14 protein-coding genes are annotated in these 15,458 nt (G+C 60.7%); all 14 read right to left on the bottom strand.

Annotation, left to right across the window (positions count from 1 at the left end; all coding sequences use genetic code 11):
- Positions 1–31 precede the first annotated feature (31 nt).
- A complete protein-coding gene (locus tag ACK4OE_RS02210; protein WP_409882702.1) occupies positions 32–481 on the bottom strand; it encodes a DUF4149 domain-containing protein in 450 nt (149 codons plus the stop codon).
- Positions 482–495: 14 nt separating this feature from the next.
- Positions 496–972, bottom strand: a complete 477-nt coding sequence (greA, locus tag ACK4OE_RS02215; protein WP_409882703.1) for a transcription elongation factor GreA — start codon at positions 970–972, stop codon at positions 496–498.
- A 175-nt stretch (positions 973–1,147) separates the two neighbouring features.
- Positions 1,148–4,414 carry a carbamoyl-phosphate synthase large subunit gene (carB, locus tag ACK4OE_RS02220; RefSeq protein ID WP_409882704.1) on the bottom strand — a complete coding sequence of 1,089 codons (3,267 nt, stop codon included), beginning with the start codon at positions 4,412–4,414 and terminating at the stop codon, positions 1,148–1,150.
- 10 nt (positions 4,415–4,424) lie between these two features.
- Positions 4,425–4,853, bottom strand: a complete 429-nt coding sequence (locus ACK4OE_RS02225; protein WP_409882705.1) for a hypothetical protein — start codon at positions 4,851–4,853, stop codon at positions 4,425–4,427.
- Positions 4,854–4,873: 20 nt separating this feature from the next.
- Positions 4,874–6,046, bottom strand: coding sequence for a glutamine-hydrolyzing carbamoyl-phosphate synthase small subunit (carA, locus tag ACK4OE_RS02230; RefSeq protein ID WP_409882706.1), 1,173 nt, complete (start codon positions 6,044–6,046; stop codon positions 4,874–4,876).
- A 319-nt stretch (positions 6,047–6,365) separates the two neighbouring features.
- The gene (locus ACK4OE_RS02235; protein ID WP_409882707.1) at positions 6,366–7,139 is read right to left on the bottom strand and encodes a TrmH family RNA methyltransferase; all 774 of its coding nucleotides are present in this window, start codon (positions 7,137–7,139) and stop codon (positions 6,366–6,368) included.
- Positions 7,140–7,173: 34 nt separating this feature from the next.
- The gene (gene rnhB / locus ACK4OE_RS02240) at positions 7,174–7,809 is read right to left on the bottom strand and encodes a ribonuclease HII (protein ID WP_409882708.1); all 636 of its coding nucleotides are present in this window, start codon (positions 7,807–7,809) and stop codon (positions 7,174–7,176) included.
- Entirely contained in the window at positions 7,772–8,938 is a 1,167-nt protein-coding gene (gene lpxB, locus ACK4OE_RS02245) for a lipid-A-disaccharide synthase (protein ID WP_409882709.1), read from the bottom strand. The genes rnhB and lpxB overlap by 38 nt, the downstream gene beginning before the upstream one ends.
- A gap of 10 nt (positions 8,939–8,948) precedes the next feature.
- Positions 8,949–9,737, bottom strand: a complete 789-nt coding sequence (gene lpxA / locus ACK4OE_RS02250) for an acyl-ACP--UDP-N-acetylglucosamine O-acyltransferase (RefSeq protein WP_409882710.1) — start codon at positions 9,735–9,737, stop codon at positions 8,949–8,951.
- Between the two features lie 21 nt (positions 9,738–9,758).
- Positions 9,759–10,199 carry a 3-hydroxyacyl-ACP dehydratase FabZ gene (fabZ, locus tag ACK4OE_RS02255; RefSeq protein ID WP_409882711.1) on the bottom strand — a complete coding sequence of 147 codons (441 nt, stop codon included), beginning with the start codon at positions 10,197–10,199 and terminating at the stop codon, positions 9,759–9,761.
- Positions 10,200–10,215: 16 nt separating this feature from the next.
- Complete coding sequence (gene lpxD / locus ACK4OE_RS02260) at positions 10,216–11,196, bottom strand: UDP-3-O-(3-hydroxymyristoyl)glucosamine N-acyltransferase (RefSeq protein WP_409882712.1); 981 nt, start codon at positions 11,194–11,196, stop codon at positions 10,216–10,218.
- A gap of 27 nt (positions 11,197–11,223) precedes the next feature.
- Positions 11,224–11,745, bottom strand: a complete 522-nt coding sequence (locus ACK4OE_RS02265; protein ID WP_409882713.1) for an OmpH family outer membrane protein — start codon at positions 11,743–11,745, stop codon at positions 11,224–11,226.
- The gene (gene bamA / locus ACK4OE_RS02270; protein WP_409882714.1) at positions 11,745–14,042 is read right to left on the bottom strand and encodes an outer membrane protein assembly factor BamA; all 2,298 of its coding nucleotides are present in this window, start codon (positions 14,040–14,042) and stop codon (positions 11,745–11,747) included. The genes ACK4OE_RS02265 and bamA overlap by 1 nt, the downstream gene beginning before the upstream one ends.
- A gap of 45 nt (positions 14,043–14,087) precedes the next feature.
- The gene (gene rseP / locus ACK4OE_RS02275) at positions 14,088–15,452 is read right to left on the bottom strand and encodes an RIP metalloprotease RseP (protein WP_409882715.1); all 1,365 of its coding nucleotides are present in this window, start codon (positions 15,450–15,452) and stop codon (positions 14,088–14,090) included.
- Positions 15,453–15,458 lie beyond the last annotated feature (6 nt).

The following is a 15,458-nucleotide window of genomic DNA, read 5'->3' on the forward strand; positions in this document are numbered from 1 at the left end:
CTAAACCTGCGAGATCCTTTGCAGGCAGCGTTCAAACCTCAGCGGGCGCATCCTCAAAGTTTTGCGCAGGAGAGTCATGGCGCAAAGTCCGCCACAAGACAGCCAGCGCGCAGCACCACTGGAGCGCATACATCACAGTGCCTACGCTGTGCCACAGGCGCAGGTCTTGCCGGGCGATGATACGCGGCGCCACGCCGAATTGGGTCAGCAATGCAAGCAGCAATCCACCCAGTATAAAAACCATAGCAGCCTGCGCCCATGGATGCTGCGCTAGAGCATGTTTTGGCTTGGAAATCAGCAACAAGACAAGGCAGCATCCCACGGCCACCCAGGTTTGCGCCGCAAACAGCTTGGCGGCCATGAATCCCGCCAGAGAGGGGGACGGCAGATGCGAAAACAGGAGCGGCACCACCAGAAACCCGATAGTGGTCAGGCTGCCCCACCAGAGGGCAGCCACCAAGGCCGGTAGGCGCTGAAGCATGACTGCCTTGTGACTCACAGGTAGCTAACGCCTACCACTTCATAGCGGCGAATGCCACCCGGTGCCTGCACTTCCGCGGTATCGCCCTCTTCCTTGCCGATCAGGGCGCGCGCGATGGGGCTGGAGATATTGATCAGGCCTTGCTTCAAATCCGCCTCGTCCTCGCCCACGATCTGGTACTTGACCGTATCACCAGACTCCTCGTCTTCCAGCTCAACCGTGGCACCAAAGACCACCTTGCCGCCGCCGTCCACGCCGCTGGGGTCAATCACCTGCGCCACCGACAGCTTGCCTTCAATCTCCTGGATCCGCCCTTCAATGAATCCCTGGCGGTCTTTGGCAGCGTCGTAGTCAGCGTTTTCGCTCAGGTCACCTTGGGCGCGCGCTTCGGCAATGGCCGTGATAACGGCTGGACGCTCCACAGTCTTGAGACGGTGCAGCTCTTCCTTGAGCTTCTCGGCGCCGCGCTTGGTAATTGGAATGGTGGCCATGGTTTTCAGTCTCCATAAATCAGTACGGCTGCAGCACAACGTTGCTGTTGCCGTTGGGTCCAACCTGCGTGGCTCCTGGCCAGCAAGGCATTCACGACCCTACAAAAGGAAACCGCCGCGCGTTGCCGCGCGGCGGTGTCTGTTCAGGCGAAGATTATGCCGCGTTTACCGGCGACTACGCCACCAGTTGGGCATGCAGTTCCTGCACCGAATACACGTCGAGCTTGTCCATGTACTTCATGCCTTCCACGGCCGCTTCAGCACCGAAGATGGTGGTGAAGGTCGTCACGCGGGCCAGCAGGGACGAGGTGCGGATGGCGCGCGAATCGGCGATGGCGTTGCGGCGCTCTTCCACGGTGTTGATGACCATGACAATCTCGTTGTTCTTGATCATGTCCACGATGTGCGGGCGACCTTCAGTCACCTTGTTGACTACCGCTACCGGCACACCAGCGTCGGCGATGGCTGCGGCAGTCCCCTTGGTCGCCACCAGCTCAAACCCCAGCGCTACCAATTGGCGCGCGATGTCCACGGCACGCGCCTTGTCGTTGTTCTTCACCGTGAGGAACACCTTGCCCGATGTGGGCAGCTTGGTACCTGCGCCGAGCTGGCTTTTCACGAAGGCTTCGCCGAAGGTCTTGCCCACACCCATGACTTCGCCGGTGGACTTCATCTCGGGGCCGAGAATGGTGTCCACGCCAGGGAACTTGACGAACGGGAACACGGCCTCCTTCACACTGAAGTACGGCGGGGTCACTTCCTTGGTAATGCCCTGCGAGGCCAGCGTTTGACCCGCCATGCAACGCGCCGCGACCTTGGCAAGCTGGATGCCCGTGGCCTTGCTCACGAAGGGCACCGTGCGCGAGGCGCGCGGGTTCACTTCGAGCACGTAGATCACGTCCTTGCCATCGACTTCCTGGATGGCGAACTGCACGTTCATCAGCCCCACCACGCTCAGGCCTTCGGCCATGGCGGCAGTCTGGCGCTTGATCTCGTCGATGGTCGGCTGCGACAGGTAGTACGGAGGCAACGAGCAGGCAGAGTCGCCGCTGTGCACGCCAGCCTGCTCGATGTGCTCCATCACGCCGCCGATGAAGGTGACGCCTGCGGAGTCGCGCACGCAGTCCACGTCGCATTCGATGGCGTTGGAGAGGAATCGGTCAAGCAGCACGGGGGAGTCGTTGCTCACCTTGACGGCTTCGCGCATGTAGCGCTCCAGGTCGCGCTGCTCGTGCACGATTTCCATCGCACGGCCGCCCAGCACGTAGCTGGGGCGCACCACCAGGGGGTAGCCCAGAGCGGCGGCCTTTTCCAGGGCCTCGGGTTCGGTGCGTGCGGTGGCGTTGGGCGGTTGACGCAGGCCCAGGTCACCCAGCAGCTTCTGGAAGCGCTCGCGGTCTTCGGCCGCATCAATCATGTCGGGGCTGGTGCCGATGATCGGCACGCCTTCGGCTTCCAGGCCCAAAGCGAGCTTCAGGGGCGTCTGGCCGCCGTACTGCACGATCACGCCGACCGGCTTTTCCTTGTCCACGATCTCGAGCACGTCTTCGAGCGTCACGGGCTCAAAGTACAGGCGGTCGGAGGTGTCGTAGTCGGTGGAGACGGTCTCGGGGTTGCAGTTGACCATGATGGTCTCGTAGCCGTCCTCGCGCATTGCGAGGGCCGCATGCACGCAGCAGTAGTCGAACTCGATGCCCTGGCCGATGCGGTTGGGGCCACCGCCGAGCACCATGATCTTCTTGTTAGCGGTGGGCTCTGCCTCACATTCAGCGACACCCCCATAGGCGGCAGTTTCGTAGGTGGAGTACAGATACGCTGTATCGGTAGCGAACTCAGCCGCGCAGGTGTCCACGCGCTTGTACACGGGACGAACGTTCAGTGCGCGGCGCGCTTCGCGCACGGCCTTTTCCGTGGTCTTGAGCAGCTTGGCCAAGCGGCGGTCGGAGAAGCCCTTTTGCTTAAGCGTGAGCAACGTGGCAGCATCAAGGGTCGCCAAGGCGCCCTCGCCCTTCTCAGCGACGAGTTTGTCGATGTCCAGCTCGATCTTCACGATCTGCTCGATCTGCACCAGGAACCACTTGTCTATCTTGGTGAGGTCAAACACTTCATCGACCGACAGGCCCATGGCAAATGCATCGCCTACGTACCAGATACGCTCTGGCCCGGGTTCACCCAGCTCTTTTTCGAGCACTTCGCGATCCTGGGTTTTCTCGTTCATGCCGTCCACGCCCACTTCCAGGCCACGCAGGGCTTTCTGGAAGGACTCCTGGAAGGTGCGGCCCATGGCCATGACTTCGCCCACGGACTTCATCTGCGTGGTCAGGCGGCTGTCGGCCGTGGGGAACTTTTCGAACGCAAAGCGTGGAATCTTGGTGACCACGTAGTCGATGGAGGGCTCGAACGAGGCGGGCGTGACGCCACCCGTGATTTCGTTGCGCAGCTCATCCAGCGTGTAGCCCACGGCTAGCTTGGCAGCGACCTTGGCGATGGGGAAACCCGTGGCCTTGGAGGCCAGCGCCGAGGAGCGCGAAACGCGCGGGTTCATCTCGATCACGACCATGCGGCCGTCCTGGGGGTTGATCGAGAACTGCACGTTGGAGCCACCGGTGTCCACACCGATCTCGCGCAGCACCGCCAGACTGGCGTTGCGCATGATCTGGTATTCCTTGTCGGTCAGTGTCTGCGCAGGGGCCACGGTGATCGAGTCGCCGGTGTGCACGCCCATCGGGTCCAGGTTCTCGATGGAGCAGATGATGATGCAGTTGTCCGCCTTGTCGCGCACAACTTCCATCTCATATTCTTTCCAGCCAAGCAGCGATTCTTCGATCAGCAACTCGTTGGTGGGCGAGGCTTCCAGGCCGCGCTTGCAGATGGTCTCGAACTCTTCGGGGTTGTAGGCGATGCCGCCGCCCGTGCCGCCCAGCGTGAAGCTGGGGCGGATCACGGTGGGGAAGCCCACCTGCTTTTGCACGCCCCAGGCCTCTTCCATGCTGTGGGCGATGCCCGAGCGCGCAGAGCCCAGGCCGATCTTGGTCATCGCGTCCTTGAACTTCAGGCGGTCTTCGGCCTTGTCGATGGCCTCGGGCGTGGCGCCGATAAGTTCGACCTTGTACTTGTCGAGTACGCCGTGGTGCCACAGGTCCAGGGCGCAGTTGAGCGCCGTCTGGCCGCCCATGGTGGGCAGAATGGCGTCGGGACGCTCCTTGGCGATGATCTTCTCGACCGTCTGCCAGGTGATGGGCTCGATGTAGGTCACGTCGGCCGTGGCCGGGTCGGTCATGATCGTCGCGGGGTTGCTGTTGATCAGGATGACCTTGTAGCCCTCTTCGCGCAGGGCCTTGCAGGCCTGCACGCCGGAGTAGTCGAACTCGCAGGCCTGGCCGATGATGATCGGGCCAGCGCCAATGATGAGGATGCTTTTGATGTCTGTACGTTTTGGCATGTTGCGTCGATCAGTCGATCGTGGGTTCGGCTGCCTGGGGGCTTGATGTCGGGGTGGGCGCGGCAGCGGCATCTGCAAGAGGTGCGCGGCGCTGCGTCAGTTTGGCAAGCAGCGCCTGGGCCCGAGCGGGAGGAAGGTTTTTTTGCATCAGTTGCAGCAGGCCGTCGCCTTGAATCAGCGGACGAAGCACCTCTTCTTCCGCGTCATAAAACGTCACATCCCACTCCTGCACCAGCTCCTCAAATTCAGCGTCATCCAGCGTTTTGCCCTTAGCCACCAGCGTGACCAGCGGCATCGCCTTGTTGTCGATGAACGCCTTTTTATAGGGCTTTTGCTGCCAGCGCTCGGTAAACCACTCGCGATGGGGCGATGGCAGAGTCAGGACGCGCTTGTGTATCGCTTTTTCCAGCGTTGCGGAGGGGAAGCTGAACAGTTTCATGACACGGCTCCTGCAGTGATTTACCGGGCTTTGGCGGCGCGCATGGCGTCGGTAAAGCGCTCGAAGAGATAGCCGATGTCGTGCGGCCCGGGGGATGCCTCAGGATGGCCCTGGAAGCAGAACGCAGGCTTGTCGGTGTGCATCAGCCCTTGCAGGGTTCCGTCAAAAAGACTTACGTGGGTGGCACGCAAATTGGCGGGCAGCGACTCCATGTCCACCGCAAAACCGTGGTTCTGGCTGGTGATGCTGACGCGGCCCGTGTCCAGGTCTTTCACTGGGTGGTTGGCGCCATGGTGACTGTTGACCATCTTGAACGTCTTGGCGCCCGCAGCCAAAGCCATGATCTGGTGACCCAGACAAATACCGAAAGTCGGCACTCCGCTGTCCACGATCGCCCGAGTGGCCTCTATCGCGTAGTCGCAAGGTTCTGGGTCGCCAGGTCCGTTGGACAGAAACACGCCGTCAGGCTTGAGCGCCAGCACATCGGCAGCGGGCGTTTGTGCGGGCACGACTGTGACCTTGCAACCGCGCTCTGCCAGCATGCGCAATATGTTCTTCTTGACGCCGAAGTCGTAGGCCACCACGTGGAACTGCGGAGCAGTGAGTTCGCCGTAGCCAGATCCGAGCTTCCACTCAGTCTGGGTCCATTCGTAGCGCACTGGCGTACTGACGACCTTGGCGAGGTCCAATCCTGCCATGCTGGGAGCGGCCTTTGCCTTAGCGATGGCTTCGTCGACCAGCGCCTGCGTCACGCTCTGCCCAGCGGCCAGACCCACGATGGCGCCGTTTTGAGCGCCCTTGCTGCGAAGCAGGCGGGTGAGCTTGCGGGTATCGATGTTGGCAATGGCCACCGTCTTTTCGCGCACGAGATACTGCGAGAGCGTTTCGGTGGAGCGGAAGTTGCTGGCGATCAAAGGCAGGTCTTTGATGATCAGGCCTGCGGCGTGGATCTTGTCGGCTTCGACATCCTCAGCATTGACACCGTAGTTGCCGATGTGCGGATACGTGAGCGTCACGATCTGCTGGCAATAGCTCGGGTCGGTGAGGATTTCCTGGTAGCCGGTGATCGAGGTGTTGAACACCACTTCGCCGACGGTGGTGCCAGTGGCACCAATCGAATTGCCGATAAAGACCGTGCCGTCTGCGAGCGCCAGAATGGCGGGCGGGAAGGTTCCCTGTAGAGACAAAAGCACTGGGTTCTCCGGATGGTTACGGTCGCCCGGCGCCTGCAGGCCGCTTGCAAAGGATGTTTGCAATCGAGTACCAGCGGCTGCTCTCAGATGGGTTGTTGCTTTGGGTGCGGTCGGGCGACGCTGTTGCGAGAAAAGCCCCCGATTATACCCCTCGGGTGTGACGCAACTGCAAATGCAGGCCTTGCATCACCTTGCAATGCGCGCGCACTTGTTAGAGCGTCTCTCGCTCTGCACAGCACATGGCACAGCAGTTGAAGGGACCTACGCTGCTAACGAGAAGCTAGCAAGAGGCAAAGTTTGGCAGGCACAGCACGCCCCGCTAGTGCGCAGCCCCACTGTGGTGCAGACAAATCGCAGCCGCCGCGCCCACGTTCAGCGACTCCTCCCCCCCAGGCTGCGCGATTCGAATACGCATGGCCGCGCGTTCTTCCAGCTGCGCTGAAACACCCTGCCCCTCGTGCCCCATGACCCAGGCGCAGGGCCAAGGCAGCGTCGCACGATGAAGGAGCTCGCCCGCGTGCGAGCTGGTCACCAGCAGGGGCACCTGTAGCGCCAGCAAATCCTTGTGCTCCACGCCTTCAATCAGCTCCAAGGCGAAATGGGCACCCATGCCTGCCCGCAGCACCTTGGGGGACCACAGCGCTGCGCTGCCCTTGATCGCCACCACTTGCCGGAACCCGAATGCGGACGCACTGCGCAGAATGGAGCCCACATTGCCGGCGTCCTGCACCCTGTCCAGCACCACGGTGGCCGCGCCCGGCTGCAGCGTGGCTCCCACCGGCAGATCCAGGATGAAGCCCATGCGCGCGGGTGACTCCAGGCCACTGATGTCTGCGAACAACGCATCAGCTATCACTATCGTTTTAGTAGCTACTTGCGCATATTCCACCTGCGCTAGAGGCCAAAAAGACTCAGAAAAAACAGACATTGCGGGCTGAACCCCGCGTGCCATCGCTGCGCGGCACAGGTGATCCCCTTCCAGCCAGATGCGTCCCTGCTTTCTGTAGGCAGTGGTGTCCTGCGCCAGACGCCGCAAGTCTTTGACAAACGGGTTGTCCCGGGAGTGAATGGCAGTGACGGGCGACGAAGTCATTGATGGATGATAGATAGATAGATCGGCGATCTTGCTACGAGAGGATCAACAGCCGTTGGGACACGGGTGCAAACGAGCGGCGATGATGGATGCAGGCACCATGCTCACGCAAGGCCTCCATATGCACGGCAGTTCCGTAACCCTTGTGCCCCGCAAACCCGTACTGCGGAAACTCTGCGTCCACCTGCGCGCACCACCGGTCCCGGTGCACCTTGGCCAGGATGGACGCTGCAGAAATGGCGGGCACCAGTGCATCTCCCTTGATGATGGCCTCTGCAGGCACATCCAGCAGGGGCAATCGGTTGCCGTCAACCAGCACCATGGCGGGCTTGAGCCGCAGCCCCAGCACCGCGCGGCGCATGGCCAGCAAGGTGGCCTGCAGAATGTTGATCTGATCGATTTCCTCCACACTGGCCTCGGCAATGCTGAAGCAAAGGGCCTTGGCGCGGATTTCGTCATACAGCTTGGCCCGGCGCGCCGGCGTGAGCTTCTTGGAGTCAGCCAGCCCTGAGATAGGGTGCAGTTCGTCAAGGATGACGGCTGCGGCCACCACGGGCCCTGCCAAGGGGCCTCGGCCCGCCTCATCGACACCTGCGACGAGGCCGGTCGGGTGCCACGGCAGACAGGCCTGCTCAGGCAGCGGTAGGGGAGAGGATTTTCTGGATCGCATCGGCAGCCAGTTGAGGGGTGTTGCGTCGCAGGCTTTCGTGCAGCGTGGTGAAGCGCTGCTCCAGGGCGCTGATTTTTTGAGGATTATCGTGTCGCGCGTCCAGCCATTCGAGCGTCGCTGCACACAACGCCTGCGGCGTGGCGGCATCCTGGATCAGCTCTGGCACCACGAACTCTTGACAAAGAATATTGGGCAGGCCCACCCAGGGCTGCAGTTGCTTGCGGCGCATGAGCCACCAGCTCAGGGGGTGCATGTGGTAGCCAATCACCATCGGGCGCTTGAAGAGCGCCGCCTCCAGCGTGGCGGTGCCGCTCGCGATCAACGTAGCATCGCAGGCGGCAAGGACCGCGTGGGACTGGCCCAACACAATCTGCATCGCGTTACCTAACCCACAGGCCTGCGACATTTGCACGATGCGGTCATGCAAGGCGGGCACAGCAGGTACTACCAATTTGATAGCTGGTCGCGCTTTAAGGACAAGCGCTACAGCCTCAAAAAAGGGTTTAGCGATGTATTGCACCTCAGAAGAACGGCTACCCGGGAGAATCGCCAGCACTTCGTCGGAGTCCTGAAGCCCGAGTTGCGCCCGTGCAGCCGCGCGGTCCGGCACCATGGGAATCACGCCCGCGAGGGGATGGCCCACGTACGTGGCTGCAATACCGTGCTGCGCCAAAAGCTCTGGCTCGAACGGAAAGATGCACAAGACATGGTCCGCGCTGCGGCGAATCTTCTCGACCCGGTCGGCACGCCAGGCCCAGATGGACGGACACACGAAGTGAACGGTCTTGATACCTGCGTCGCGCAGGTCGCTCTCCAGCCCCAGGTTGAAATCAGGGGCATCCACACCGATGAACACATCCGGGGGGTCTTTGAGTAGTCGTTCGCGCAACTGCTTGCGGATGCCCAGAAGCTCACGCAGTCGGCGCAGCACTTCCATGCTGTAGCCGTGCACGGCGAGTTTTTCGCTGGGCCACCACGCGGCAAATCCGCGGCGCTGCATTTGCGGGCCGCCAATGCCGCACGACTGCAACCCCGGCCAGTGGGCCTGCATGCCGTCGATCAGTAGACCCGCGAGCAGATCACCTGACGTCTCGCCCGCCACCATGGCGATGCGGGGGGGAGCGCTCATCTACCGCCCCTCAGCGCGCGATACCGCGCGTAGACGCATCCAGAAAGGACAACACCAGACCGATATCGGCAGCGGCTTCTGGATTAGATGCAGGTAACTCGGCCATGGCGGCACGTGCTGCATCCAAGGTAAGCCCTTGGCGGTACAACACACGGTGCATCTGCTTGATGCCAGCAATGCGTGCAGGAGAAAACCCGCGTCGACGAAGGCCTTCAAGGTTCAGGCCGCGGACGGACAGGGGATTCCCGTCCACCATCATGTATGGAGGCACATCTTGCGAAATGTGGCTGGCAAATCCGGCCATCACGTGCGCCCCCACCTTGACGAACTGGTGAATCCCGGTGAGCCCGCCGATGATGGCCTGGTCTGCAACGTGTACGTGGCCTGCCAAGGTCGCGTTGTTGGCAAGGATGGTCTGATTGCCCACCACGCAGTCGTGCGCGATGTGCACGTAGGCCATGATCCAGTTGTCATCGCCGATGGTGGTCACGCCCTTGTCCTGCTCCGTGCCCAGGTTGAAGGTACAGAACTCGCGGATGGTATTGCGGTCGCCGATTACCAGCCTCGTAGGCTCACCTGCATATTTCTTGTCCTGCGGGGCCGCGCCCAGCGAGGCGAACTGAAAGATGCGGTTGTCTGCACCGATGGTGGTGCGCCCCTCGATCACGCAGTGCGCACCTACCGTAGTGCCCGGTCCGATCGACACATGCGGGCCGATCACCGCATATGGCCCCACCGTCACAGAAGGATCAATGCGCGCTCCCGCGTCAACAACGGCAGTGGGATGGATATTGCTCACGATCCAGAAAACCCGAGTAGATCAACCCACACTGCGCATGGTGCACATCAGTTCGGCTTCGCAAGCCACTTCGTCACCCACACTCGCCACACCCTTGAACTTCCAGATGCCGCCGCGTACGCGGTCGATAGTGATGGCGAGGATCAGCTGGTCACCCGGCTCGACCGGACGCTTGAAACGAGCGCCGTCGATGCCTACAAAATAGTAGATATTGTTTTCGTCAGGCACCTTGCCCATGGCGTCAAACGCAAGCAAGCCAGCGGCCTGGGCGAGCGCCTCCAGGATCAACACGCCCGGCATCACAGGACGGCCCGGAAAATGCCCCATGAAATAGGGCTCGTTGAACGTGACGTTCTTGATGGCCTTGATACGGGTGTTGCTCTCAAGCTCAATCACCTTGTCTACCAGCAGAAAGGGGTAGCGGTGGGGGAGCTGCTTGAGAATTGCGTGAATATCCATCATCGAATTGTTTTTCCGTTCATGCTGCTTTAAGCGCCTGCTCCAGCGCCTTGATGCGCTCGCGCAAGCTGTGCAGTTGTTTGAGTGTCGCAGCGTTTTTTTCCCAGCGCGCATTGTCGTCGATGGGAAACATGCCGGTGTACTGACCAGGCTTGGTCAACGAACGGGTCACGACCGTAGCCGCTGATATGTGCACGTTGTCGGCCATTTCGAGATGCCCCAGCACAATCGCCCCGCCGCCCACCGTGCAATGCGCGCCAATGGTCGCACTGCCCGCCACCCCCACACACCCAGCCATGGCCGAGTGTTTGCCGATGCGCACGTTGTGGCCGATCTGGATGAGGTTGTCGAGCTTGACGCCATCTTCGATCACGGTGTCCTGCAACGCCCCGCGGTCGATACACGTGTTGGCACCGATTTCTACGTCGTCACCGATGCGCACAGCACCCAATTGCTCGATCTTGACCCATTTACCGTTCTCGGGCGCAAAACCAAAGCCATCCGCGCCGATGACCACACCTGGATGCACGATGCAACGCGCACCGATGGAGCAGTTCTCGCCCACAGTCACCCGCGATTTGAGTACCGTGCCAGCACCGACATGCGCTCCCCGTTCGACCACACACAGCGGACCGACGGTCGCTGTGGGATGCACCCGCGCATCCGGATCGACCACCGCACTGGGGTGCACGCCAAGCCGCGCAGCGGGCGCAGTGCGTGAACGCCATAGCTGGGTGGCGCGCGCGAAATAGCCGTAGGGATTGTCCACAACGATACAGGGGCCCCGCGCTAGCGCAAGGTCACGCATCGCAGGCGCCACAATGACACAGGCCGCCCGGGAGGCGGCCAGTTGCTGCTGGTAGCGGGGATTGCTCAGGAAACTGAGATCTCCTGGGCCAGCGACCTCCAGCGGCGCGATGCGAGAGATGGGAGCGTCGTACTCCCCTCCCTCCAACGAACCACCGAGCGCATCAACAATGTGCCCGAGAAGCAAGCTCACAAGGCACCTGTGCAGCGCTGCTGGAACTTACTTTGCAGCAGGAGCGGCATTCAGCGCCTTGATCACCTTGTCAGTGATGTCGTGCTTAGGGTTGATGTACACGGCTTCCTGAAGGATGACGTCGTACTTCTCAGCCTCGGCCACCTGCTTGACGACCTTGTTGGCGCGCTCCAGAACCTGGGACAGTTCCTCATTCTTGCGAGCGGTCAGGTCTTCTTGGAACTCACGGCGCTTGCGCTGGAAATCACGGTCCTGGTCCACCAACTGGCGTTGGCGGGTGGTGCGCTGGCTTTCAGCCATGGTGGGCGCTTCACGCTCAAACTTCTCGGACGCGGTCTTCAGCGTGTTGCCAAGATCGACCAGTTCTTTTTCACGGCGCGCGAACTCCTGCTCCAGCTTGGCTTGCGCAGCCTTGGCAGTGTTGGCCTCGCGGAAGATGCGGTCGGTGTTGACGAAGCCTGCTCTGAACTCTTGTGCTTGAGCTGGCGCTGCAACGGCAAGGGTGCCAAGCAGCAGGGCCAAAGAAATATGGCGAGAAAAGGATTTCATTAGAAAGACGTTCCAATCTGGAATTGCAATTTTTGGATTTTATCGCCAGCGAACTTGCGCACTGGCTGCGCAAACGCTAAACGCAGTGGACCGAGCGGGGAAATCCAGCTCAGTCCCAGTCCAACGGAAGCACGCATGTCACTGAAGGTAACTTTATCGTTCTCTCCATACACGTTGCCAACATCGAAGAAGGTAAACACACGCAGGGTCCTGTCGTTCCCAGCACCCGGGAAGGGAGCAATCAGCTCCGCATTGAGCGTGACCTTCTTAGGTCCACCCAGCGACGCGCCGGTGACGTCGCGCGGTCCGAGAGTGCCTTGGTCAAAACCACGCACTGAACCCAGACCACCCGAATAAAAGTTCTTGAACACCGGGAACGGACGACCATTCATCCCCTTGCCAATGCCAAACTCTCCGTTGAAGGCCACGGTAAACCGCTTGTTCAATGGCACATATTGCTGATATTGGTAATTGGCACGTACATAACGCGCATCACCCGCCACGGACCATTCTGAATTAAGGCGCTGATAGCGACCCGAATTAGGTGCCAGAGCACTGTCACGATCATCACGCGACCAGCCAATCGTCAGGGGAATCGAGGTGCTGCTGTAGCCAAACTGATCGGCATAGGCAAGATAAGTCGCAGGAATATTGGTACCCGGCTTGATCTTGGTCTGTTCCAGACCACCACCGAAGAACACCGTGTCGGTTTCGCTGAATGGCACGCCAAAACGCACCGAGGTGCCGGTGGTGATCAGCTCATAGTTGCCGCCCTGGTCTTCGTAGGGCTTGTCCGTGCGGTAGTACACATCCACAGTGCGCGAAATACCGTCTGGCGTGAAGTACGGATTGGTGGTGCTGAACACCAGAGTCCGGCGGTACTTGCTGGTGTTGACATCAATCCCGAGGTAATTGCCCGAGCCAAAGATATTTTCCTGCTTGATACCGAACGACAGCGCTACTTTTTCCGCGCTGGAGAAGCCAACACCCAGCTGCAGGGACCCCGTCGGCTTTTCTGCCACGTTGATCACCAAATCCACCTGATCTGGCGATCCAGGTACTTCCTGGGTCTCGACATTGACTTCTGTGAAAAAGCCAAGACGATCTACACGGTCGCGTGAGATGCGGATCTTTTCGCCGTCGTACCAGGACGCTTCGTACTGGCGGAACTCGCGACGAATCACTTCGTCACGTGAGCGATTGTTCCCGCTGACGTTAATGCGACGCACATAAGCGCGGCGTGCGGGTTCAGCCTGCACAACAAAAGTCACGCGGTTGTTTTCGCGGTCGATCTCCGGCACGGCTTCGACGCGCGCAAACGCAAATCCGAAGCGAGCAAAGTATTCCGAAAACGCCTTGGTCGTTTCGGTGACCTGATCCGCGTTGTAAGGTTCACCCGGTCGTATCGTGACCAGCGACTTGAACTCGTCCTCACGATCAAGGTAATTGCCTTCGAGCTTCACGCCAGAGACTACAAAACGCTCGCCTTCGGTCACGTTGACCGTGATGGAAATGTCTTGCTTGTCCGGAGAAATGGCAACCTGCGTGGAATCCACGCGAAACTCCAGATACCCGCGCTGCAGGTAGTACGACCGGAGGGTTTCCAGATCGGCATTGAGCTTGGCGCGCGAATAACGGTCCGACTTGGTGTACCAGCTAAGCCAGCCACCCGTGTCCTGGTCAAACAACCCCTTCAGCGTGGATTCGCTAAAAGCCTTGTTGCCGACGAGACGCACTTCCTTGATCCGGGCAGGATCACCCTCCACCACGGTGAACGTCAGATTCACACGATTGCGCTCAATGGGGGTCACGGTCGTCACCACCTCAGCGCCGTAAAGACTCTTGTTGATGTACTGGCGCTTGAGTTCTTGCTCGGCCCGATCAGCCAATGCCTTGTCGTAGGGACGTCCTTCGGTCAATCCGACGTCGCGCATGGCCTTTTTGAGCGCGTCCTTGTCAAATTCGCGCGTGCCAGCAAAGTCCACATCGGCAATGGTGGGGCGTTCTTCCACAACCACCACCAGCACATTGCCACTGGCTTCCAGGCGCACGTCCTTGAAAAGCCCGAGTCCGAATAGTGCGCGGATCGCGGCAGCACCCTTTTCATCGTTGTAGTCGTCGCCCACACGCAAAGGCATGGATGCGAAAACGGTGCCGGGCTCAACACGTTGCAGCCCCTCCACGCGAATGTCCTGCACCTTGAAAGGCTCCAGAGCCCATGCCGCATTGGCGGCAAAAATCATGGCTGCAATGGCCGATGCGGTACGCACGCCCAGGCGATTGATGTGTTTTTTCATGAGTGAAGCTGAAGCCGCAGTTGCAGGGCAAACGCGGCAAAAGTGTTAGCCAAAGAGCCGGGTGACATCGTTGAACAGGGCTATGGACATCATGAGAAGCAGCACTGCAACGCCTGCGCGCTGCAGACGCTCCATCCATGCATCCGACACCCCCCTGCCCGTCACTCCCTCCCAAAGATAATACATCAGGTGCCCGCCGTCCAAGACAGGCAGCGGAAGCAGGTTGAGTACTCCGAGGCTCACGCTGATCAGCGCAAGGAAAACCAGATATTGAGTGAGTCCGAGGCTGGCCGAGCGCCCTGCGTAGTCGGCAATGGTCAGCGGCCCGCTCAGGTTCTTGAGCGACGCCTCGCCAATCACCATGCGACCCATCATGCGCAGCGTCAGAACCGATACATCCCAGGTTTTGACGACACCCGCCCACGCGCCTTCAAACAGACCATAGTCCACGGTCACGAACTCAGGTGCCGCCCCCACATAGGCACCGATGCGCCCCACCGTCGCGCCAGGCTCTGCCTTTGCCTCCGGCACTACATCCAGCATAAGCACCTGCCCAGTGCGTTCAATACGCCAGGGCTGGGCCAGAGGTTCTGTACCGCGAACGGACTGGCGGATCAGCTCCCGCAGTTGCTGCCCATCCACCACGTCGGTCGCACCCACCTTGAGAACGACATCGCCTTGACGCAGGCCTGCGCGCTCTGCCGCGCTGCCCGCCATAACCTCGCCCAGCACAGGGCGTGTCCACGGCCCCAGGATCCCGATCTTGCGGAACAACTGGGCATCCGCCTCGCGGGTGTCTATCCGCGACATGTCCAAAAGAATTTCGCGGTGGGAGGCACCAGGCTGGGGTTGCACGTCCAGCCGCACGGTCACGCCTTCCAGCGCTCCGCGCGTCAACATCCAACGCAGGTCCTCAAACGACCGGACCGGCTCCATCTCGTCCGAGCCCAACGCGGCGCGCTCGACCAGCTCTCCACCCCGCAATCCCGCACTCTGGGCCACAGAGCCCGCCACCGGACTGGCCAGCAAGGCCTTGGGCTCTTCCACACCGTTCCAGTTGACAAGCGAATACAGCAACACCGCCAGCAGCAGGTTGGCGATGGGCCCCGCCGCTACGATGGCAGCACGAGAGCGCAGGGGCTGGGTATTGAAAGCCAGATGGCGCTCTTCGGCAGGTACTGGCGCCTCGCGCTCATCGAGCATACGCACATAGCCCCCTAAAGGGAACGCTCCCAGCACGAACTCGGTGGGAGAACCCTTAGGCCGCCAGCTCAACAAAGGTTTGCCAAAACCCACCGAGAAGCGAAGCACCTTGACGCCGCAGGCCACTGCCACCCGATAATGCCCATATTCATGAACGGCAATCAGAAGGCCAAGGGCCACGATGAAGGCAACGAGGGTCAACAGCATGGGTAA

The sequence above is a fragment of the Acidovorax sp. genome (assembly GCF_046314175.1).
Lineage (GTDB): Bacteria > Pseudomonadota > Gammaproteobacteria > Burkholderiales > Burkholderiaceae_C > Acidovorax.

Bases quoted from the DNA above. Each gene is read 5' to 3' on its own strand.
- rnhB (WP_409882708.1), bottom strand. From the start codon at position 7,809: ATGCGATCCAGAAAATCCTCTCCCCTACCGCTGCCTGAGCAGGCCTGT.
- ACK4OE_RS02225 (WP_409882705.1), bottom strand. From the start codon at position 4,853: ATGAAACTGTTCAGCTTCCCCTCCGCAACGCTGGAAAAAGCGATACAC.
- bamA (WP_409882714.1), bottom strand. From the start codon at position 14,042: ATGAAAAAACACATCAATCGCCTGGGCGTGCGTACCGCATCGGCCATT.
- lpxB (WP_409882709.1), bottom strand. From the start codon at position 8,938: ATGAGCGCTCCCCCCCGCATCGCCATGGTGGCGGGCGAGACGTCAGGT.
- rseP (WP_409882715.1), bottom strand. From the start codon at position 15,452: ATGCTGTTGACCCTCGTTGCCTTCATCGTGGCCCTTGGCCTTCTGATT.
- greA (WP_409882703.1), bottom strand. From the start codon at position 972: ATGGCCACCATTCCAATTACCAAGCGCGGCGCCGAGAAGCTCAAGGAA.
- ACK4OE_RS02210 (WP_409882702.1), bottom strand. From the start codon at position 481: ATGCTTCAGCGCCTACCGGCCTTGGTGGCTGCCCTCTGGTGGGGCAGC.
- ACK4OE_RS02235 (WP_409882707.1), bottom strand. From the start codon at position 7,139: ATGACTTCGTCGCCCGTCACTGCCATTCACTCCCGGGACAACCCGTTT.
- fabZ (WP_409882711.1), bottom strand. From the start codon at position 10,199: ATGATGGATATTCACGCAATTCTCAAGCAGCTCCCCCACCGCTACCCC.
- carB (WP_409882704.1), bottom strand. From the start codon at position 4,414: ATGCCAAAACGTACAGACATCAAAAGCATCCTCATCATTGGCGCTGGC.
- ACK4OE_RS02265 (WP_409882713.1), bottom strand. From the start codon at position 11,745: ATGAAATCCTTTTCTCGCCATATTTCTTTGGCCCTGCTGCTTGGCACC.